Genomic DNA, 19,854 nt, shown 5'->3' with positions numbered 1-19,854 from the left:
GCCGGTCCGTCGTGAGGAGGGACGCTCAGGCGTACCGCAGCTCCCCCGGGCGTACCGAGCGGCGCAGCAGGGGCAGCGAGGTGGCCGCGGCCAGCAGGCAGGCGGCGTAGACGGCGACCGGGACCAGGGTGATCGCCCAGGGCACCGGCCGGCCGGCGAGCAGGGCGTACCAGGTGCCGATGGCCGTCCCGCCCAGGCCCGAGAGCAGCACGGCGGGGGCGAGCGGCAGCGCGGTCTCCAGCAGCAGGGCCCGGCCGAGCACCGTGCGCGGCACCCCGGCGGCGGCCTGCGCGGCCAGGCCCCGGCGGCGGGTGGCCAGGGACTCGGCGGTGCCGACGGCGAGGCCGGTCAGGGTGATCGCGAGGGCGATGGCGATCGCGGCGCCGGTGAGGTCGAGGCCGGTGGTGTAGTAGGACGCGGGCGCGGCGAAGCGTCCGGTGCGCAGCACGTCGCTCAGCACCTGCCGGATGCCCATGAAGCCGGTGCCCACGACCGTCACCAGCAGTACCGCCGCGTGCGTCCGGGCGGCCGACCAGGGGTCGTCGCGCAGCCGTTCCGCCGCGATCAGCGTCGCCGCCGACCTGGCCCGGGCCGCGAGGATCCGGCCGGTCGCCTTCGCGGTGGCCCCGGAGAGCCACACCGCGCCCGCGCCGACCGCGAGGACCGCGCCCGCCATCGTCAGCGGCAGCCCGCCGTCAGGCCGGTTGGAGGCGGCCGGGGACGTCGTACCCACGGTCAGCAGCGCCAGCACCGCGACGAGCAGCACCCCGGCCAGGAACAGCAGCCCGGGCCCCCGTCCGCCCCGCGGGCCGACCCGGCGCACCCAGCCGAGCGGGGAGGCCACGACCCGGCGCAGGGCCAGTGCGCCCGCCGCCGCGCCCAGCACCGGTACGGCCACGGCGACCAGGGCGATCCCCACCCAGGCCAGGGCGGTGGGCCGGTCCCACTGGCGCAGCAGGAGCAGCACCGTGCAGACGGTGGCGGCCGCCGAGCCCAGCAGACAGGCCAGCCCGGTCTCCAGCGCGGCGATCCGCCGCACCTGCCAGGGCGTCGCCCCGGCCAGCCGCAGTCCGGCCAGCCGCCGGTCGCGGTGCACGGCGCCGATCCGGGCGCACTGGCCGAGGAAGCCCAGCACCGGCACGAGCAGAAGCAACAGTCCGACGATCACACCGGACCGCGTGCCCGGCTCGTCCAGCAGGCCCGCGCCGACGGACACCCGGTAACTGCCGCGCAGGGAGGCCAGGGCGACGGCGGCCAGCGCGAACCCCGTCGCGAGCGCGGCGCCCGTCGCCGTCAGCGCCACCCGCCACCACTCCCCGCGGTCCGAACCCCGCGTGAGTTCCCAGGCGAGGCGCAGATCGGCACGCAGGGCCTTCATGCCGTCACCCCCAGCGGCGCCACGGCACCGTCCCGCAGCTGGACCTCTCGGTCCGCGTACGCCGCCACCTGGGCGTCATGGGTGATCAGCAGGACCGCGGTGCCCGACTCGCGGGCCGTGTGGACCAGGGCCGTCATGACCTGCTCGCCGGAGAGCGAGTCCAGGGCCCCCGTCGGCTCGTCGGCGAAGACCACCCTCGGGCCGGTGACCAGGGCACGGGCCAGCGCGGTCCGCTGGGCCTGGCCGCCGCTCATCTCGCCCGGCCGCAGGTCCTGCTGCCCGCGCACGCCGAACCGCTCCAGCCACTCACCGGCCAGAGTCCGGGCCCGGGTGCGGTCGGTGCCGGCCAGCAGCAGCGGCAGGGCGACGTTGTCCAGGGCCGTCAGCTCGGGGATGAGCTGCCCGAACTGGAACACCACGCCGAACTCGGTCCGCCGCAGCTCGCTCAGCCGCTTCTCCGGCAGGTCCGCCAGCCGCCGGCCGTCGTACGTCACCGAGCCCTCGTCGGGCCGGACGATCCCGGCCAGGCAGTGCAGCAGCGTCGACTTCCCGCTGCCGCTCGCGCCGGTCACGGCGAGGATCTCCCCGGCGTGCAGCTCGACCGAGGCGCCGCGCAGGGCGGGCGTCCTGCCGTGCGCCTTGGTGAGGCCGCTCGCCGAGAGAAGAGGTACGGGTCTGCTCATGCTGCGTCGACCTCCGCGGTCAGGGTGGTGAGCCGGGCCGCCGTGGTGCTCATCCAGCGGAGGTCGGCGTCGAGGTGGTTGAGGGCGTAGTCCGCCGAGAGCACGGTCGCGAGGTCCGCGCCCTTCGCGGCCTTGAGCGCCGTGAGCTCCCGCATCCGTTCCATGTGGGCGGCGCGCTGGGCGCTGAGATACGCGGCCGGGTCGCCGCCCGAGAGGATCGCCACGACGACCTTGGCGAAGAGCTCGTTCGCCACGAAGGGCGCGGGCGGCGCGATCTCCCCGGCCCAGCGGGACAGTTCGCGCGTCCCCTCCTCCGTGGCGCGGTACATGGTCCGCTCCGGGCCGCCGTCCGAGCCGGTGCCCTCGACCTCGGCGAGGCCGTCGCGGACGAGGCGCTGGAGGGTCGTGTAGACCTGCCCGTAGGCCAGCGGGCGGGCCTGCGGGAAGCGTTCGTCGTGGCGTCGCTTGAGGTCGTAGCCGTGGCTCGGACCCGTGGCGAGCAGGCCCAGCAGGATGTGGCGGGTGCTCATGCCGATCATTATGTACTCAGTACATGTACTGAGTGAATAGTCGCGCCGATTCCATTTTCCCGACCGGTGCCCGGGGGCGGGTTCAGTCCGTGACGGCGTACGCCTCCACCGACCACAGCGAGTACCCGTACGGCGTGGCCCGCTTCTCGCCCTGCACGCGTACGAAGCGCACGTCGCGCTCGTCCATGCGGACGCTCTCCCGGCCGCCCCGGCCGTCCCGCACCGAGGCCGCCGTGCGCCAGCGGCGGCCGTCCGGCGAGACCTGGACGCGGTACACCGAAGGGTGGGCGTCCTGCCAGCGCAGCACGACCTGCCCGAGCCGCGCCGGACGCGGCAGTTCGACCTGCCACCAGGCCCCGTCGTCGACCGGGGACGACCAGCGGGTGTCCGGGGCGCCGTCGTTCGCCGCCGACGCGGGGAAGTCGGGCGTCTCGTCGCCCGAGGAGCGCGCCGTGCCGGTGCGCGCCAGGTCGGGTCCGCCGACGGGCGGGAAGGCCCGGACGGTGAGCGTGCGCGTCGCCCCAGCGAACCCCAGCCGGATGTCGTGGGACCGCATCGGCGCACCGCGCTCCACGGTCACCTCGACGGGGACCTCCACCGTCGTGCCGCGCCGCACCGTCAGCACGCCCTTCGGCACCCGGACCCGGACGCCCTCGGGCGCCTCGGCGGTGAGCCGGCCGCGGGCGTCGGCCGGGCGCAGCGAGCCCAGCCGGGCCGTCAGCCGCTGGGTGCGGCCGGTCTCCACGTCGGCGCGGTCGCGGGGCAGGCCGAGGGAGGTGGCCGGGGAGTCGGTGAACCAGGGGATGAGGTGGTGGACGCGGGAGGGTGCGGGGCCGGTGATCCGCAGGGCGTCGGCCCGCGCCGAGAACCGCACCTCGGTCGCCCCGGACCGGTCCAGCCGGCCCGCCTCCCGCCAGCCCTGCCCCGGCACATGAACCTCGACGCCGCCCTCGGCGCCCGGCTCCGTCAGGGCCGTCACGGCGGTCAGCGCCCGGGGCTGCGGGAAGCGCAGCGTGCGGCCGTCGCCGGGGTTGCGGGGCGGCTCGTGGTGGATGCCCGACCAGGCCGCGTACGCCTTCTGCGCTCGCTGCAGGAAGGGGTCCAGGACGTCCGTGCCGACCTCGACCGGCGCCGGCTCCAGCCGGTCCCGCAGCGCGCCGAGCCGGCGGTACGCCGTCCAGGCCGCGGCCGCGTCCCCGGCGCGCTGCGCGTCCAGCATGTCGAGCGCGGCCGTGCCCGCCTCGCCGTAGTGCGCCAGCTGCTCCGACCAGGGGGCGACCTCGGAGCCGAGGCCGTTTCCGGACAGCCGCCGGGGCAGCTCGCGCAGCACGGTGAACGCCTCGCGCAGCCGCCGTGCGGCGTCGCCGTCGGCGCCGGTGCCACCCGCCGTGCGGGCCCGCCAGTACGCCTTAGTCAGCGGGCGCAGGTACGCCGACTCCTCCTCGCCCAGGACCGACGACGCGTCGTTCCCGGCGAGTGCGGTCAGGGCCTCCTCGCGGCGCCGGTCGCCGCCCGCCAGGTCGGTGATCGCGGCGCGCCAGGACTCCCCGGGGCGGTAGGCGCGCGGGTTCCAGGCGTAGTCGGCGGCGGTGAACAGCGGGATGCGGGACGCCTCAGGCTGCTGCATCGCGTTGGCGAGCAGGGCGGCCGAGCCGGTGGCGACGGCCGGCTCGCGGCCCCGGTAGGGGCCGAGGAAGAGGCGGCCGGGCTCGTAGTCGTTGACCGGGTAGTTGTCCATCGTGACCAGCGGATGCCGGAACGCCTCCCGGACCTCGGCCAGTTCACCGCCCGTGATGGTGCGGGGCACCACCCCGACGCCCGTCCACGCCACCTCGACACCCGTGTCCAGCGTGCCCGCCAGGGCCCGCCGGTACTCGGTGGTGCCGTCCTCGTAGTACTCGGTCGGCATCAGCGACAGACCGGCCGCGCCGGGGTGCCGTTCCGCCAGGTGCCGGGCCACCGCGTTCGCCACCCGGGCCTGCGCCCGCGCGGCCGCCCGCGGGCCGGAGCCGAACCGGTCGGCGTCCGCGTCACAGTGCCACTCGCTGTAGCTGACGTCCTGGAACTGGAGCTGGAAGGCCCGGAAGCCGAGCGCCCACATCGCGTCGAGCTTGCGTGTCAGTGCGCGTACGTCGGCGTCCGACGCGAAACACATCGCCTGGCCCGGGGCCACCGCCCAGCCGAGCGTGACGTGGTTGCGGCGCGCCCGCTCGGCCAGCTCCCGGAACTCGGCGCGCTGCCCCGCCGGGTACGGCTCACGCCAGCGCGCCTGCCGGTACAGGTCGTCCCCGGGGGCGTACAGATAGCGGTTCTGCTTGGTGCGCCCCATGAAGTCGATCTGCGCCAGCCGTTGCCGCCGCGTCCACGCGGTGCCGTAGAAGCCCTCGGTGATACCGCGTACGGCGGTGCCGGGCCAGTCGCGTACGACGGCCGCTGTGATCGTGCCGTCCGGACGCAGGAGCTGCCGCAGGGTCTGCACCGCGTGGAACAGCCCGTCCTCGCCGGTGCCGGTGAGGGAGACGCCGTCCCCGCCCACGGACAGCTCGTATCCCCCGGCCGGGAGGGCGTGGCGGTCGTCCCGGCGGACGGGCTCCGTCCGCACCCGCACGACCAGCGCCCCGGGCCCGGCCGAGTCCGTGATGCGCCGGGCCCCGGCCTGCCGCAGCAGCTCGCGCAGGGTTTCGACGGCGTACCTGTCGGCCGACGGGTCCGTGACCAGCGCGACCTCGTCGGTGACCGCGACCGGTGCGCCGTTCGCGCGCAGGGACTGGGGGCGCGGCCAGACCGCGAGGCCCGGCCCGGCGGTGTCGGCGGTGGGTGAGGCGGTCGTGCCCGGGGCGGGCGGGGCCGCCACCGCGACGGAAGGGGCGCCGAGGGTTCCGGCGACGACGGCGACGGCGAGAGCCGCTGCCCGCTTCCCACGCCGCAGTCCCACAGGCCCCCTCCAGGTGTGTTCGACCGGGAGAACGAGCCCACCACCCGCCCGGTGAAGGTGTCAACGAGAGTGGCCGTTATCACTGGATTGCCGGAATCTGGAAGGAGTGGAGGGCAGTGGAATGTGAGCAGAAGCACGATGTCCGGCCTGGGGTGTCTGCCTTCGCGTCGACTGGGTAGGGCTGCGATAACCGTTGAATGCCGTACCCGACAAGGAGGCCCCCGTGGCTGCGATGACTTTCCTCCCGCTCCCGGCCCCGTCCAAACCCGTGGCGGACACGTCCGCCGACCTCGACCCCCACTATGACGATCCCCGCTACGAAGACCCCCACTACTGCGTTTTCAGCTCCGAGAGCACCTGCGCCGAGCCCCCGCTGACCAGCGAGACTCCGCTGCCCGACGCCGAGCCGCTCACCAGCGAGCCGCCGCTCGCCGAATCCGCCCCCCTGACCAGCGAACCCTCCGCCTTCGTCCCGGACTTCACGAGGTCCTAGATGACCGCACCCCGGCCGGCCGAACCGCCTTCCGAGGACCTGTCCCGCCTCGCCGAACTGCACGGCGTCGCCACTTCGTACAGCCCGTCCCCGGACCGTACGGTCGCGGCCTCGGCCGCCGCGGTGACCCTCACCCTGGCCGCTCTCGGCGTGGACGCGAGCACGCCCGGCGCCGTCCGCGCCGCGCTCGCCGCCCGGGAGCGGGACCGGGGCACCAGGCTGCTGCCGCCCACGGTGGTCTGCTGGGGCGCAGGCCCCCCGGCCGCCCTGGCCGCGCTCCCCGAAGGAAGCCGGCTGCTGATCGAGACCGAGCAGGGCGAGACACGCGCCTCGGCCGAACACCTCCCGCCCGGGGTCCACCGGCTGACCGCCACCGTCCCCGACGGCCGCACGGCCACCGCCCACCTGGTCGTCGCCCCGGCCCGCCTGCCCACCCCCACCGGACGCTCCCACGGACTCCTCGTCCAGCTCTACTCCCTGCTGTCCCGCCGTTCCTGGGGCATGGGCGACCTGGGCGACCTCGCCGAGCTGGCCGGCTGGGCCGGGCGGGCGCTCGGCGCCGGATTCGTCCAGGTCAACCCGCTGCACGCGGCCGTGCCCGGCGCCCCCACCGACCCCTCCCCGTACCGCCCCTCCTCGCGCCGCTTCCCCGACCCGGTGCACCTGCGCGTCGAGGACGTCCCCGAATGCGCGTACGTCGAGGACCGCGATCGGCTGCGCGCGCTGCTGGAGAGATCCGGACGGCTGCGCGAAGCGGTGCTGGAGAAGGGCGCGCTGATCGACCGGGACGCCGTGTGGGAGCTCAAGCGGGAGGCGCTCGAGCTGCTGTGCGAGGTGCCGCTCGGCCCCGGCAGACGCGCCGCCTACTGCGACTTCCTCGCCGAGCAGGGCCGGGCCCTGGAGGACCACGCCACCTGGTGCGCGCTGGCCGAGGTGCACGGCTCGGACTGGCACCGCTGGCCGACCGGCCTGCGCGACCCGCGCTCGGCCGAGACCGCCCGCGCCCGCAACGGGCTCATGGACCGGGTGGACTTCTGGTCCCGGCTCGCCTGGCTCACCGACACCCAGCTGACCGCCGCGCAGCGCGCCGGGCGCGAGGCCGGGATGCCGGTCGGCATCGTGCACGACCTCGCGGTCGGCGTCCACCCCGGCGGCGCCGACGCCTGGGCCCAGCAGGAGTACTTCGCCGCCGGCATGTCGGTGGGCGCCCCGCCGGACGCCTTCAACGCCCGCGGCCAGGACTGGGGCCTGCCGCCCTGGCGCCCCGACCGCCTCGCCGAGTCCGGCTACACCCCCTTCCGCGAACTGCTGCGCGCCCTGTTCCGCTACGCCGGAGCCCTGCGCATCGACCACGTCATGGGCCTGTTCCGCCTGTGGTGGGTGCCGCAGGGCCGGCCACCGACCGAGGGCACCTACGTCCGCTACGACGCCGAGGCCATGCTCGCCGTCCTCGTCCTGGAGGCCTCCCGGGCCGGGGCGCTGGTGATCGGCGAGGACCTGGGCACCGTCGAACCGGGCGTGCGCGAGGCGCTGCGCGAGCGCGGGGTGCTCGGCACGTCCGTGCTGTGGTTCGAACGCGACTGGGAGGGAGACGGCCGCCCGCTGCCCCCCGACCGCTGGCGCGCCGACTGCCTGGCCACCGCCACCACCCACGACCTGCCCTCCACCGCCGCCCGCCTCACCGGCGAGCACGTCGAGCTCCGCGACAGCCTGGGCCTGCTGACCCGTCCGCTTCAGGAGGAGCGCGCCGAGGCCGCCGCCGACACCGCCGAGTGGCTGGCCCTGCTCACCGAGCTCGGCCTGCTGGACGGCACCGGCGGCACCGACACCTCCTCGGAGGAGGCCGAGATCCAGGCCGTCCACCGCTTCCTGCTGCGCACTCCCGCCCGCATGGTCGGCGTCTGGCTCCCGGACGGGGTGGGCGACCGCCGCCCGCAGAACCTCCCGGGGACGTGGGACCAGTACCCGAACTGGCGCCTGCCGATCGCGGACGCCGAGGGACGTCCCGTCACGCTGGAGCAACTGGCGGCGTCGCCCCGGCTGCACGCCCTCATCGAGGTTCTGCGACAGCCGGCCGGCGCGTCCGACGAGTGAAGACGTCTCTTACGGCACCCCGGGCGCGCGGCCCCGACCGGCGTTGGATACTTTTGGCACCGTGGACAAGAAGAACGCCCTGCGAGCCGGCGCCCTGGCAGCCGGTACGACGCTGATGATGCTGCTCATGTCGTCGCCCGCCTCCGCGCTCACCCGCGACGACGGTGACGACCCCGGTCCGGGCCTGAGCGTCATCGAGACGCTGGGCCTCTTCGTCGTGGCCCCGATCGTGCTGTACCTGGTCATCGCCGGTCTGGTGATGGTCGGGGACAAGTCGCACAAGCGGAAGGACCCGACCAGCTCCAACATCACGACCAAGGCTGACAGCAAGGCCGACACCAAGGCCGACGCGAAGGCCTGACCAGGGCTCGCTTCGAGTCCGCCGCGCACCTTTTCCGAGGGCGCCGTCCCCGTCGTACGTACGCGCATGCCGCCGTACGACGACCGGGGCGGCGCCCTCGGCTTGTCCGGTGGCCGTGAGTCGGCCGGGCGTCAGGGATTCGGTGCCGTCAGATAGCGCTGCACCGTCGGTGCCAGCCAGGCCACGATCTCCTGGCGGCTGAGCGCCACGGCCGGTGGGAGGCGCAGGACGTACCGGGCGAGCGCCATCCCGAGCAGCTGCGTGGCGGTGAGTGCGGCCCGCGCCGGGACCTGTTCGGGGTCGGGGCACACCTGGTGGGCGACCGGGAGCAACTGGTCCTGGAAGATGCCCTGCATGCGCTCGGCCCCGGCCTGGTTGGTGGCACCGACCCGCAGCAGGGCCGTGAGCACTTCGTTCTCCTCCCACATGGCGAGGAAGTGGGTCACGAGGGCGGACCCGACCTCCTCCCGGGGCAGCGGGCCCAGGTCGGGCAGTTTCAGATCGACCGCGACGGCGGCCGCGAACAGGCCCTCCTTGCTGCCGTAGTACCGCATCACCATGGACGGGTCGATGCCCGCGTCCCGCGCGATGGTGCGGATGGTGGCGCGCTCGTAGCCGTCGGCGGCGAAACGCTCGCGGGCCGCGTCGAGGATGGCGGCGCGGGTGGCGTCGGAGCGCCTGGAGGGGGCGGTGGGCTTGCTGTCGGGCATGCCAACGAGCGTAGGCCAACATTCGTAGGCCAACAAGTGTTGACGCAATGGTGATGCGCTTCTACGTTGGTCGATAACCGTTGGTCAACGTTTGTTGGCAAACACACGTTGACCAACGACCGTCGACCAACACGTGTTGGCCCCAGGGAGGCTCTGATGAGCGACATCACCCGCACTGTGATCGTGGTCGGTTCCGGCCCCACCGGCCTTCTCCTGGCCGGTGACCTGGCCACCGCCGGCGTCCCCGTCACCGTCGTCGAGAAGCGCCCGCACAAGATCGGCAACCTCTCCCGCGCGTTCGTCCTGCACGCCCGCACCCTGGAGCAACTGGACGCCCGAGGGCTGGCCGAGGAGCTGGAAGCGGTGGGCCGGCGGCTCGGCCGGTTCCAGCTCTACGGCCGTCTCAGCCTCGACCTCTCGACGCTCCCCTCCCGCTTCAACCACCTCCTCGTCCTGCCGCAGTACGAGGTGGAGAAGGTCCTGGAGCGGCGGGCGCTTCAGGCCGGGGTGGAGTTCCGGTACGAGACCGAGGTGAGCGGGCTGACGCAGGACGCGGAAGGCGTGACGGTGGAGGTCCGCGGGCCGGGCGGCGGCTCGGAGGCGCTGCGCGCGGCGTACGTCGTCGGCGCCGACGGGATGCGCAGCACGGTGCGGAACGCGATCGGGCTGCCGTTCCCCGGCCGTTCGGTGATCCGCTCGGTCATGCTCGCGGACGTACGGGTGACCGAGGAGCCCGGGGAACTGCTCACCTTCAATGCCGTCGGCGACGCCTTCGCCTTCCTCGTCCCCTTCGGCGACGGCTACCACCGCGTCGTCTGCTGGGACCGAGGCCGCGAGCTCCCGGACGACGCGCCGGTCGGACTCGACGAGATCAGGGAGACCACCCGGCGCGCCCTGGGCCGTGACTTCGGCATGCACGACCCGCGCTGGATGTCCCGCTTCCACAGCGACGAGCGGCAGGCACCCGCGTACCGGGTCGACCGTGTCTTCCTCGCCGGGGACGCCGCGCACGTCCACACCCCGGCCGGCGCCCAGGGCATGAACACCGGCCTCCAGGACGCGGCCAACCTGAGCTGGAAGCTGGCCGCCGTCCTCAAGGGGCACGCGGCCGACCCGCTCCTCGACACCTACCAGGCCGAACGCCACCCCGTGGGCAGGTCGGTGCTGCGCAGCAGCGGGGGTATCGTGCGCGCCGCCATGGCCAGGCGGCCCTGGACGATCGCGCTGCGTACCGCCTTCGCCACCTTCCTCGGCACCGTCGGCCCGGCCCGCCGCAAGGCGCTCGGCCAGGTCACCGGCATCGGCTACCGCTACCCCGCTCCCCGCGGCTCCCACCGTTTCACCGGCCACCGAGTCCCGGACGTCGCCCTGGCCGGGGGTGGTCGCCTCCACGAAGCGATGCGGGGCGGCCGGTTCGTTCTGATCACCCCGGAGCCGTACAAGGCCAGGGCCGACCGTGAGGACCGGCTGGCCGTGGAGTGCTGGGCGGGTGACCGCCGTACGACCGTGCTGGTGCGGCCCGACGGGTACGCGGCGTGGGCGGCCGACGCGGCGGACGCCCGGGCGATCGAGGCGGCCCTCGCCGCCCACGTGGGGTAGCACCTCGGCGGGCATCCGCCGGCCCGGGGCAGGCCGGCGAATCCGCGGACTCCGGCTCAGTCCTGCCGGCCCTCCGTCGTCCGGAGCAACCCCCTGAGCAGCTCCGCGAGCTGTCCGGCCTGCTCGGTGTCGAGGCCGGACAGCGCCTCCTTCTGGACGGCGACTCCGGCGCCGACCGCCTCGTCGATCAGCTCCAGGCCCTTGTCGGTGAGTGTGACCTGCAGGCCCCGGCGGTCGTGCGGGTCGGGGGAGCGGCGCAGCAGGCCGGCGCGCTCCAGCTTGTCGAGACGGCCCGTCATCCCGCCCGTCGTGAGCATCAGGGTGGCCGAGAGCCGGCGGGGCGAGAGCGTGTAGGGCTCACCGGCGCGGCGCAGTGTCGCGAGGACGTCGAACTCCCCGCGGCCGATCCCGAACCGCGCGTACGCCTTCTCCGTCCGGTCGCCCATCGCGCGTGAGAGCCGGTGGATGCGGCCGAAGACCTCCATGGCGGCGGTGTCGAGGTCGGGCCGCACCGTCGCCCACTGGTCGATGATCGCGTCGACGGGGTCCTTGCGCTGCTCGGGGGGTTCGCTCATGGCACGAGTATCCGACCCTTCTGGGTCGCCCGCAAGAAAGTAGCTTGACGGAAAGTAGCTTAGAGCTAAGCTACTTTCTATCGACCTACTTGAAGGGTGCCTCTCATGGCCACCTCCCGCCCGGCTGTCATCGCCCTCACCGCGCTCGCCCCCGTCTCCTGGGGCACGACCTACGCCGTCACCACCGAGTTCCTCCCGGCAGACCGCCCTCTGTTCACCGGCCTCATGCGCGCCCTGCCGGCCGGTCTGCTGCTGCTCGCCCTCGCCCGGGTGCTGCCGCGCGGTGCCTGGTGGTGGAAGTCGGTGGTACTGGGCGCGCTGAACATCGGCGCCTTCTTCCCGCTGCTGTTCCTCTCCGCGTACCGGCTGCCCGGCGGCATGGCGGCGGTCGTCGGCTCCGTCGGCCCGCTGTTCGTGGTCGGCCTCGCGGCGTTGCTGCTGGGGCAGCGGCCGACGCCGCGCACGCTGCTCACGGGGATCGCGGCCGCGTTCGGCGTCAGCCTGGTCGTGCTCGAGGCGGCCGGGGCGCTGGATCTGCCGGGCGTGCTGGCGGCCCTCGCCTCCACCGCGTCCATGTCCACCGGCACCGTGCTCACCAAGCGGTGGGGCCGCCCCGAAGGCGTCGGCCCGCTGGCCCTCACCGGCTGGCAGCTGACCGCGGGCGGCCTGCTCATCGCGCCCCTCGCCCTTCTCGTCGAGGGCGCGCCGCCCGCGCTGGACGGCCGGGCGGTCGGCGGCTACCTCTACCTCGCCGTCGCGAACACGGCGGTCGCGTACTGGCTGTGGTTCCGCGGCATCGGCCGCCTCACCGCCACCCAGGTGACGTTCCTCGGCCCGCTCTCCCCGCTGACCGCGGCCGTCGTCGGCTGGGCGGCGCTCGGCCAGGAGCTGACGCCGGTACAACTGGCGGGCATGGCGCTGGCGTTCGGGGCGACGGTGGCGGGGCAGATCGGACCGCGGCGGCAGGCGGCGGCCCCGCGCACCCTCGCTGTCGACCGGGCGGTCCGGCCTTCCGACTCCCGGCGCGGCGGCAGGCCCGCGGCATCCGTCAGCGCGGGTCGCGGTCCGCGGCGATGACGGCCCGGATCAGGCCGGGTGCGGCCAGGCCTGTGGCCCCGAGAAGGGCCCGCCCGCAGTCCTCACGGAAGGGGGGCGCCCGGCACAGTGCCGGGCGCCCCCGCAGTCGTGACGACGGGAACGGCTACTCCGCCGCCGCGTCCGCCCGCTGCGCCCGCAGCGCGCGCTCGACGCCCGCCCGGGACTCCGAGACCAGCCGCCGCAGGGCCGCGGTCGGCTCGGCGGAGGCCAGCCAGGCGTCCGTCTTGTCCAGGGTCTCCTGGGAGACCTGGACCGTCGGGTAGAGGCCGACGGCGATCTGCTGGGCCATCTCGTGGGAGCGGGAGTCCCAGATGTCCTTGACCACCTCGAAGTAGCGGTCCGCGTACGGGGCGAGCAGCTCGCGCTGGTCGGTCTGGACGAAGCCGGCGATGACCGCCTCCTGCACGGCGTTCGGCAGCTTGTCGGAGTCGACGACCGACGCCCACGCCTCCGCCTTGGCCTCCGGGGTCGGGCGGGCCGCGCGGGCCGTGGCGGCGTGGCGCTCACCGGCGGCCGTACGGTCACGGTCGTACTCGCCCGCGATCTCCGTCTCGTCGAACCGGCCCACGGCCGCGAGCCGCTGTACGAACGACCAGCGCAGCTCCGTGTCGACGGCCAGGCCCTCGATCGTCTGCGAGCCCTCCAGCAGCGCGTCCAGCAGGTCCAGCTGCTCGGGCGTGCGGGCCGTCGCGGCGAACGCGCGCGCCCACGCCAGCTGGTGGTCGCTGCCCGGCGCCGCCGCCCGCAGGTGGGCCAGCGTCGCGTCGGTCCAGCGGGCCAGCAGCGCCTCGCGGGCGGCCGGGTCGGCGTACAGGTCGACCGCCAGCTTCACCTGGCGGTGCAGCGACTGCACGACGCCGATGTCGGACTCCTTGCCGATGCCGGACAGCACCAGCGACAGGTAGTCGCGGGCCGCCAGCTCGGCGTCGCGGGTCATGTCCCAGGCCGACGCCCAGCACAGGGCGCGCGGCAGGGAGGACTCGAAGTCGCCGAGGTGTTCCGTCACGAAGGCCAGGGACTGCTCGTCCAGGCGGACCTTCGCGTAGGACAGGTCGTCGTCGTTGAGCAGGATCACGGCCGGGCGGCGCTTGCCGACCAGCTGCGGTACGGCGGTCAGCTCGCCGTCCACGTCCAGCTCGATACGCTCCTCACGGACCAGCTTGCCGCTGGCGTCGTCGAGTTCGTACAGGCCGACGGCGATCCGGTGCGGGCGCAGCGTCGGCTCGCCCTTCGCGCCGGCGGGCAGGGCCGGGGCCTCCTGGCGGATCGAGAAGGAGGTGACGACGCCGTTCCCGTCCGTCTCGATCTCGGGACGCAGGACGTTGATGCCCGCCGTCTCCAGCCACGCCTTCGACCAGGACTTCAGATCACGGCCGGACGTCGTCTCCAGGGCGCCCAGCAGGTCGGACAGGCGCGTATTTCCGTACGCGTGCGCCTTGAAGTACGCCTGCACGCCGCGGAAGAACTCGTCCTCGCCGACGTACGCGACGAGCTGCTTCAGTACGGAAGCCCCCTTCGCGTACGTGATGCCGTCGAAGTTGACGAGCACGTCGTCCAGGTCGTTGATCTCGGCCATGATCGGGTGCGTCGACGGCAGCTGGTCCTGCCGGTACGCCCACGTCTTCATGGAGTTGGCGAACGTGGTCCAGGAGTGCGGCCAGCGCGACTCCGGGTGCGCCGCCTGGCAGGCGATGGAGGTGTACGTGGCGAACGACTCGTTAAGCCACAGGTCGTTCCACCACTCCATGGTCACGAGGTCGCCGAACCACATGTGGGCCAGCTCGTGCAGGATGGTCTCGGCGCGCACCTCGTACGCCGCGTCCGTCACCTTCGACCGGAACACGTACTGGTCGCGGATGGTCACCGCGCCCGCGTTCTCCATCGCGCCCGCGTTGAACTCCGGCACGAACAGCTGGTCGTACTTCTTGAACGGGTACGTGTAGTCGAACTTCTCCTGGAACCACTCGAAGCCCTGCCGGGTGACCTCGAAGATGGCGTCCGAGTCGAGGTACTCGGCGAGCGAGGGGCGGCAGTAGATGCCGAGCGGGACGGACTGGCCGTCCTTCTCGTACACGCTGTGCACCGAGTGGTACGGGCCGACGATGAGCGCCGTGATGTACGTCGAGATGCGCGGCGTCGGCTCGAACACCCAGACGCTGTCCTGCGGTTCGGGCGTCGGCGAGTTGGAGATGACGGTCCAGCCCTCCGGTGCCCTCACGGTGAACTGGAAGGTCGCCTTCAGGTCCGGCTGCTCGAAGCTCGCGAACACGCGGCGGGCGTCCGGCACCTCGAACTGGGTGTAGAGGTAGGCCTGGTCGTCGACCGGGTCGACGAAACGGTGCAGGCCCTCGCCGGTGTTGGTGTACGCGCAGTCGGCGACCACCCGGAGGATGTTGCGGCCCTCAAGCAGGCCGCGCAGGGCGATCCGGGAGTCCGCGAAGACCTCGGCGGGATCGAGGGAGTCCCCGTTGAGGGTCACCTCGTGCACGGCCGGGGCCACCAGGTCGATGAACGACTCCGCCCCGTTCTCCGTGACGTCGAAGCGCACCGTGGTCACGGACCGGTAGGTGCCGCCCTCCTGCGCGCCGGAGAGGTCGAGTTCGATCTCGTACGAGTCAACGGCGAGCAGCTTCGCCCGCTGCTGCGCCTCTTCGCGGGTCAGGTTTGTGCCAGGCACGCGGTCATCTCCTCGGTATGGGTGGGTTGCGCCATCTTTCCACGGCAGCCTCGCATCAGGCGACGACCCGGGCGTCTCCTAGGGATACCCCTCGCCCGGCGAGGGCCCGGGCGAACTCGCGCACCGCCGCCGTCTCCCCGTCCCGGTGCCACACCAGGCCGAGGGCCGACTCGGGCACGCCCTCCACCGGTACGAACACCACGTCCTCGCGCCGGTGGTACGCGGCCGTGGGCCGGCACAGCAGCATGGCCGCGCGGCCGGCCGCGACCTGGGTCAGGCCCTCCTGGAGGGTGGTCACCGCCGGGCCCGGCACGGCGGACGGGGCGTGGGCGGCCCGCCAGTACGCGGGGGCCGGGGGAGCGGCCGTGACCAGCGGGGCCGCCGCCACCTCCGCCGCCGTCACCTGCGCGAGGGACGCGAACGGGTGGTCCCGGCCGACCGCGACCGTCTGGGGCCGCTCGGAGAAGACCGGGCCCAGCACCAGGTCGGGCTCCTCGACGGGAAGCAGGACGACCGCCGCGTCCACCGTGCCCTCGCGCACGGCGCCGAAGGGGTCGGCGAGCGGGATCTCCACGACGTCCGTCGCGCACTCCGGGTGCGCGGACCGGAAGGCCCGCACCGCCGCCGTCAGCCCGGTGTCCGCCGTCCCCTGGAAACCGATCCGCAGGGCGCCCTCGACACCCCGGGCGGCGGCCCGTGCGTCGTCCACGGCGTCCCGCAGCCCGCCGTACGCCGGACGCAGCCGCTGCACGAACCGCTCGCCGAGCGGCGTCAGGGCGACCCGGCGGCTGGTGCGGTGCACCAGACGGCCCCCCACCCGGCGCTCCAGCGCGCTCAGCAACTGGCTCACCCTGCTCTGCGAGACGTACAGCCGCTCTCCGGTCCGGCCGAAGTGCAGCTCCTCGGACAGCACCAGGAAGCACTCCAGCTCCCGCAACTCCAGCCCCGCCACGGCCGTTTCCCCTCGGTTCCGATCGATCAGTCCCGCTCATGCAAGGGTGAGGACTTCGCCGTTGTTCCCGGCCGGGCCGCACAAAAAGGTGGAGGCATGCCCTCCACCAGCTCAACGACCTCCATGACCACCGCCCAGGAGACCCGCACCGGCGGGCCGGCGCGCCCCTGGCCCGCCGTCCTGGCCCTGGCCGGCGCCACCTTCTCCGTCGTCACCACCGAGATGCTCCCGGTCGGCCTGCTCACCTCGCTCGGGACTGGCCTGCACGTCTCCGCCGGCACCGCCGGGCTCGCCGTCACCCTGCCCGGCCTGGTCGCCGCGGCGAGCGCGCCCCTGCTGCCGGTCGCGGCCCGCCGCGCCGACCGGCGCACGGTGCTGTGCGCGCTGCTGCTCCTGCTCGCGGCCGCGAACGTGCTCTCCGCCCTGGCCCCGCACATCGCCGTCCTGCTGCTCGCGCGCGCCCTGGTCGGGGTGTGCATCGGCGGGGTGTGGGCGATCGCGGCCGGGCTGGGGGCACGGCTGATGCCGCCGGACCGGGCGGGCCGGGCGACCGCGCTGATCTTCAGCGGGATCGCGGTGGCCTCGGTGCTGGGCGTCCCGGCCGGCACCTTCCTCGGCTCGCTCGCGGGCTGGCGCTGGGCGTTCGCCGCCCTGGCCGTCCTCGCGGCGGCCGTCGCCGGAGCCCTGGCCCTCGCCCTGCCGCCGCTGCCCCCCGAACGCCCCGTCAGGCTCGGCACGTTCCCGGCCCTGCTGCGCACGCCGCCGGTCTCCCGCGGCCTGCTCGTGACAGCGCTGCTGGTCACCGGCCACTTCACGGCGTACACCTACGTCCGCCCGGTCCTGGAACGCGTCCCCGGCCTGGGCGCGGGAACGGTCAGCACCCTCCTCCTCGGCTACGGCCTGGCCGGAGTCGCCGGCACCTTCGCCGGCGGATGGCCGGCGGCCCGCGACCCACGCCGGGCCCTGCTGGTCATCGCGGCCGGGCTGGGCACGGTCGTCCTGCTGCTGATCCCGGCGGCGGTCTCACTCGCCGCCTCGACGCTGCTGCTCGTCGTCTGGGGCCTGGTCTACGGGGGCGTCTCGGTGTCCGCCCAGAACTGGCTGTCGGCCGCCGCGCCGAGGGCCCGCGAGGCCGGGTCGGCGCTCTTCGCGGGCGTCTTCAACGCGGGGATCGCGCTGGGCGCGTTCACCGGGGGCCGCGCGGCCGACGCCCTGGGCCCTACGGCGGTGCTCTGCGTGGGCGGCGGCCTGGCGCTGCTGGCCCTGCCCGCGGTCGTACGGGCCGGACGGCCCGGGTCGGGCCCGGGGGCAACACGACGTCCGGATTCCGCCGGTCCGAAGGACCCGGACGAGCAAGTCTGAGGAGCATGACGAGGACGTACACCACACAGCCCATCGCCCCGCGCGTCCTGAAGGAACTCCGCACGACGGACGACGCGGGCCGCCCCACGGCCCCCTTCACCGACACCGAGGGCGGCGCGCCCCTGCGCTGCTGCCTGTCCCGCAGCGAGCCGGGCGACCGCATCGCCCTGGTCTCCTACGCCCCGCTGCGCCGCTGGGCGGCGGAAAGGGGCGTCGACCCCGGTCCGTACGACGAGGTGGGCCCGGTCTTCATCCACGCCGACGACTGCCCGGGCCCGGACGCCGGCGCCGCCCTGCCCTTCACCAACGCCCACCGCACGGTCCGCCGCTACTCCGCCGAGGGGCACATCCTGGGCGGGCGGCTGGTCGAGGAGCCGGATGCCTTCGAGCAGGCCTTCGGGGAAGCGTTCGACGACCCGGCCGTGGCGCTCGTCCACGTCCGGGCCGTCGAGTACGGGTGCTTCCTCTACGAGGTGCGCAGGGATTAGAGGTGCGCGGGGACTAGCCCTTCAGCTCGGCCGCCACCAGCTCCGCGATCTGGACCGCGTTCAGCGCGGCGCCCTTGCGGAGGTTGTCGCCCGAGACGAACAGGGCCAGGCCGTTGTCCACCGTCTCGTCACGGCGGATGCGGCCGACGTAGGACGCGTCCTTGCCGGCGGCCTGGAGCGGGGTCGGGATGTCGGTGAGGACGACGCCCGGGGCGTCGGACAGCAGCTCCGTCGCGCGCTCGGGGGTGATCGGGCGGGAGAAGCGGGCGTGCACCTGGAGGGAGTGGCCGGTGAAGACCGGGACGCGCACGCAGGTGCCGGAGACCTTCAGCTCGGGGATCTCCAGGATCTTGCGGGACTCGTTGCGGAGCTTCTGCTCCTCGTCGGTCTCGTTCAGACCGTCGTCGACGAGGTTGCCGGCCAGGGGCAGCACGTTGAAGGCGATGGGCCGCTTGTAGACGCCCGGCTCGGGGAAGTCGACCGCCTCGCCGTCGTGCGTCAGCTTGTCCGCTTCGGCGACGACCTTCTGCGTCTGGCCGTGCAGCTCGGCGACGCCCGCGAGGCCGGAGCCGGAGACCGCCTGGTACGTGGCGACGACCAGGGCTTCCAGGCCCGCCTCCGCGTGCAGCGGACGGAGCACCGGCATCGCGGCCATCGTCGTGCAGTTCGGGTTGGCGATGATGCCCTTGGGGCGGTTCGCGATCGCGTGCGGGTTCACCTCGGAGACGACCAGGGGGACCTCCGGGTGCCTGCGCCAGGCGGAGGAGTTGTCGATCACGACGGCGCCCTGGGAGGCGACCTTCTCGGCCAGTGCCTTGGACGTGGCACCGCCCGCGGAGAACAGCACGATGTCCAGGCCGGTGTAGTCGGCGGTCGCCGCGTCCTCCACCGTCACGCCGTCCAGCTGCGTGCCCGCGGAACGGGCCGAGGCGAACAGGCGCAGTTCCGTGACCGGGAAGTTCCGCTCCGTGAGGATCCTGCGCATGACCGTGCCCACCTGTCCGGTGGCTCCGACGATTCCGACCCTCACGGTGACTCCCTCTCCTGCGTCTCTTCACGTACTCGTTGCTTGGCCGAGGCTTTTCCATCATGCGGCCGACCACGGCCCGCCTGTCCACTTCTTTCCCCGGTCTGCCCGGGGAGTGGGACGACGTGTCCCGTTCCATGGTTGCGGACGTCCGGCGCCCACCCCCGCTGAGCTGGAGAAAATCGTCTACCGGGGGGCATACGCCGCAAGGTCGCCTGCCCCTGTTGCTCTCGGCCACACGGGAGTGTGACGTACGCCTCTGCCGGCCTGCCGTCGCCGTGCCGGAAAAAAGGACCGAACGTTCCGGGCCGTGCCGGCGTCGTAGGAGAAACACGGTGAGGGGGGTGGCTTGTGCTGCTGCGCGGAAGGGCCCGTCGCGGCCGGGAGGCGCACGCCGGTGCCGGCGACGATCCGCTGGACGCGGCACAGGAGCGCCGGGTGCGGGCGGTGCTCGCGCTGGGCGGGGTGCCGCAGGCGGACCTGCCGGACGGGGTGCAGCAGGTCCGCCTGCGGCTGCTGGAGCGGGCCGCGAGCGGCCGGGAGGCGCCGCGGGACGTGTCGGCGTGGGCGGCGGTGGTCGCGTCCAACCTGGCGATGGACTGGCATCGGGCCAAACGCCGCCAGGAGCGCCTCGGGGAGCGGCTGGCCGCCCTGCGGCAGCCGGCGCATCCCTCCGGCGAGGACACCAGCGTGCTGTCCGTCGCCGTCGCCCAGGGCCTGGACGAGCTGCCCGACGCCCAGCGGCAGGTCGTCGTGCTGCGTTTCTACGCCGACCTGCCGGTCCGGTCCATCGCCGAGCAGCTCGGCGTCCCGGAGGGCACGGTCAAGAGCAGGCTGCACACGGCGGTACGGGCTCTGCGCGCCCGCCTGCACGAGGACGAGGTGGTGTGAC

17 protein-coding genes are annotated in these 19,854 nt (G+C 74.0%); 8 read left to right on the top strand and 9 right to left on the bottom strand.

All coding sequences use genetic code 11. From position 1 onward, the window contains the following. Window positions 1-25: 25 nt before the first annotated feature. The 4 genes from ACH4G3_RS08760 to ACH4G3_RS08745 form a co-directional block, all read right to left on the bottom strand. Window positions 26-1,378 (bottom strand): FtsX-like permease family protein, encoded by a 1,353-nt coding sequence (locus tag ACH4G3_RS08760; protein ID WP_397623799.1) that lies wholly within the window; start codon window positions 1,376-1,378, stop codon window positions 26-28. After that, a complete protein-coding gene (locus ACH4G3_RS08755; RefSeq protein ID WP_397623798.1) occupies window positions 1,375-2,061 on the bottom strand; it encodes an ABC transporter ATP-binding protein in 687 nt (228 codons plus the stop codon). The genes ACH4G3_RS08760 and ACH4G3_RS08755 overlap by 4 nt, the downstream gene beginning before the upstream one ends. Beyond that, window positions 2,058-2,591: a PadR family transcriptional regulator gene (locus tag ACH4G3_RS08750; RefSeq protein ID WP_397623797.1), complete on the bottom strand. Its 534-nt coding sequence runs from the start codon at window positions 2,589-2,591 to the stop codon at window positions 2,058-2,060. Before ACH4G3_RS08750 ends, ACH4G3_RS08755 begins: the two co-directional genes overlap by 4 nt. 82 nt (window positions 2,592-2,673) lie before the next feature. Continuing rightward, window positions 2,674-5,526 carry a glycoside hydrolase family 84 protein gene (locus ACH4G3_RS08745; protein WP_397623796.1) on the bottom strand — a complete coding sequence of 951 codons (2,853 nt, stop codon included), beginning with the start codon at window positions 5,524-5,526 and terminating at the stop codon, window positions 2,674-2,676. Between the two features lie 223 nt (window positions 5,527-5,749). Here ACH4G3_RS08745 and ACH4G3_RS08740 point away from each other — a divergent pair, with 223 nt between their 5' ends. The 3 genes from ACH4G3_RS08740 (at window position 5,750) to ACH4G3_RS08730 (ending at window position 8,474) form a co-directional block, all read left to right on the top strand. Continuing rightward, a complete protein-coding gene (locus ACH4G3_RS08740; protein ID WP_029181645.1) occupies window positions 5,750-6,019 on the top strand; it encodes a hypothetical protein in 270 nt (89 codons plus the stop codon). Beyond that, on the top strand, window positions 6,020-8,113 hold the full coding sequence (malQ, locus tag ACH4G3_RS08735) for a 4-alpha-glucanotransferase (RefSeq protein ID WP_397623795.1): 2,094 nt from the start codon (window positions 6,020-6,022) through the stop codon (window positions 8,111-8,113). Window positions 8,114-8,174: 61 nt separating this feature from the next. Then, entirely contained in the window at window positions 8,175-8,474 is a 300-nt protein-coding gene (locus tag ACH4G3_RS08730; protein ID WP_354735959.1) for a hypothetical protein, read from the top strand. Between the two features lie 131 nt (window positions 8,475-8,605). Here the strand turns inward: ACH4G3_RS08730 and ACH4G3_RS08725 are convergent, their stop codons facing one another. Beyond that, the gene (locus ACH4G3_RS08725; RefSeq protein ID WP_397623794.1) at window positions 8,606-9,184 is read right to left on the bottom strand and encodes a TetR/AcrR family transcriptional regulator; all 579 of its coding nucleotides are present in this window, start codon (window positions 9,182-9,184) and stop codon (window positions 8,606-8,608) included. 156 nt (window positions 9,185-9,340) lie between these two features. Here ACH4G3_RS08725 and ACH4G3_RS08720 point away from each other — a divergent pair, with 156 nt between their 5' ends. Further along, complete coding sequence (locus ACH4G3_RS08720; protein WP_397623793.1) at window positions 9,341-10,783, top strand: FAD-dependent monooxygenase; 1,443 nt, start codon at window positions 9,341-9,343, stop codon at window positions 10,781-10,783. A 56-nt stretch (window positions 10,784-10,839) separates the two neighbouring features. On the opposite strand, the gene ACH4G3_RS08715 is transcribed toward ACH4G3_RS08720, so the two are convergent. Then, window positions 10,840-11,358 carry a MarR family winged helix-turn-helix transcriptional regulator gene (locus tag ACH4G3_RS08715; RefSeq protein ID WP_397623792.1) on the bottom strand — a complete coding sequence of 173 codons (519 nt, stop codon included), beginning with the start codon at window positions 11,356-11,358 and terminating at the stop codon, window positions 10,840-10,842. 105 nt (window positions 11,359-11,463) lie between these two features. Between ACH4G3_RS08715 and ACH4G3_RS08710 the strand changes: the two genes are divergently transcribed. After that, window positions 11,464-12,435 (top strand): EamA family transporter, encoded by a 972-nt coding sequence (locus tag ACH4G3_RS08710; protein ID WP_397623791.1) that lies wholly within the window; start codon window positions 11,464-11,466, stop codon window positions 12,433-12,435. Between the two features lie 124 nt (window positions 12,436-12,559). On the opposite strand, the gene pepN is transcribed toward ACH4G3_RS08710, so the two are convergent. Continuing rightward, entirely contained in the window at window positions 12,560-15,133 is a 2,574-nt protein-coding gene (gene pepN / locus ACH4G3_RS08705) for an aminopeptidase N (RefSeq protein WP_397623790.1), read from the bottom strand. A 55-nt stretch (window positions 15,134-15,188) separates the two neighbouring features. After that, on the bottom strand, window positions 15,189-16,085 hold the full coding sequence (locus ACH4G3_RS08700) for a LysR family transcriptional regulator (protein WP_397623789.1): 897 nt from the start codon (window positions 16,083-16,085) through the stop codon (window positions 15,189-15,191). 96 nt (window positions 16,086-16,181) lie between these two features. Between ACH4G3_RS08700 and ACH4G3_RS08695 the strand changes: the two genes are divergently transcribed. Then, window positions 16,182-17,447 carry an MFS transporter gene (locus ACH4G3_RS08695; RefSeq protein ID WP_397623788.1) on the top strand — a complete coding sequence of 422 codons (1,266 nt, stop codon included), beginning with the start codon at window positions 16,182-16,184 and terminating at the stop codon, window positions 17,445-17,447. Between the two features lie 5 nt (window positions 17,448-17,452). Further along, window positions 17,453-17,935: a DUF1203 domain-containing protein gene (locus tag ACH4G3_RS08690; protein WP_397623787.1), complete on the top strand. Its 483-nt coding sequence runs from the start codon at window positions 17,453-17,455 to the stop codon at window positions 17,933-17,935. 13 nt (window positions 17,936-17,948) lie between these two features. On the opposite strand, the gene ACH4G3_RS08685 is transcribed toward ACH4G3_RS08690, so the two are convergent. Continuing rightward, entirely contained in the window at window positions 17,949-18,965 is a 1,017-nt protein-coding gene (locus ACH4G3_RS08685) for an aspartate-semialdehyde dehydrogenase (protein WP_397623786.1), read from the bottom strand. A 351-nt stretch (window positions 18,966-19,316) separates the two neighbouring features. Here ACH4G3_RS08685 and ACH4G3_RS08680 point away from each other — a divergent pair, with 351 nt between their 5' ends. Then, the gene (locus ACH4G3_RS08680; RefSeq protein WP_354736669.1) at window positions 19,317-19,853 is read left to right on the top strand and encodes an RNA polymerase sigma factor; all 537 of its coding nucleotides are present in this window, start codon (window positions 19,317-19,319) and stop codon (window positions 19,851-19,853) included. The last annotated feature ends 1 nt before the right edge of the window (window position 19,854 follow it).

The organism is Streptomyces afghaniensis (assembly GCF_044327915.1).
In the GTDB taxonomy this organism is placed as follows: Bacteria; Actinomycetota; Actinomycetes; order Streptomycetales; family Streptomycetaceae; genus Streptomyces; species Streptomyces afghaniensis.
The sequence above is the reverse complement of the archived record's forward strand: the minus strand, read 5'-3'. Positions and strand labels throughout refer to the sequence as shown.

Excerpts from the sequence above, each read along its gene's own strand:
- ACH4G3_RS08760 (WP_397623799.1), bottom strand. The coding sequence starts at position 1,378 with ATGAAGGCCCTGCGTGCCGATCTGCGCCTCGCCTGGGAACTCACGCGG.
- ACH4G3_RS08690 (WP_397623787.1), top strand. The coding sequence starts at position 17,453 with ATGACGAGGACGTACACCACACAGCCCATCGCCCCGCGCGTCCTGAAG.
- ACH4G3_RS08720 (WP_397623793.1), top strand. The coding sequence starts at position 9,341 with ATGAGCGACATCACCCGCACTGTGATCGTGGTCGGTTCCGGCCCCACC.
- malQ (WP_397623795.1), top strand. The coding sequence starts at position 6,020 with ATGACCGCACCCCGGCCGGCCGAACCGCCTTCCGAGGACCTGTCCCGC.
- ACH4G3_RS08695 (WP_397623788.1), top strand. The coding sequence starts at position 16,182 with ATGCCCTCCACCAGCTCAACGACCTCCATGACCACCGCCCAGGAGACC.
- ACH4G3_RS08710 (WP_397623791.1), top strand. The coding sequence starts at position 11,464 with ATGGCCACCTCCCGCCCGGCTGTCATCGCCCTCACCGCGCTCGCCCCC.
- ACH4G3_RS08750 (WP_397623797.1), bottom strand. The coding sequence starts at position 2,591 with ATGAGCACCCGCCACATCCTGCTGGGCCTGCTCGCCACGGGTCCGAGC.
- ACH4G3_RS08725 (WP_397623794.1), bottom strand. The coding sequence starts at position 9,184 with ATGCCCGACAGCAAGCCCACCGCCCCCTCCAGGCGCTCCGACGCCACC.
- ACH4G3_RS08755 (WP_397623798.1), bottom strand. The coding sequence starts at position 2,061 with ATGAGCAGACCCGTACCTCTTCTCTCGGCGAGCGGCCTCACCAAGGCG.
- ACH4G3_RS08715 (WP_397623792.1), bottom strand. The coding sequence starts at position 11,358 with ATGAGCGAACCCCCCGAGCAGCGCAAGGACCCCGTCGACGCGATCATC.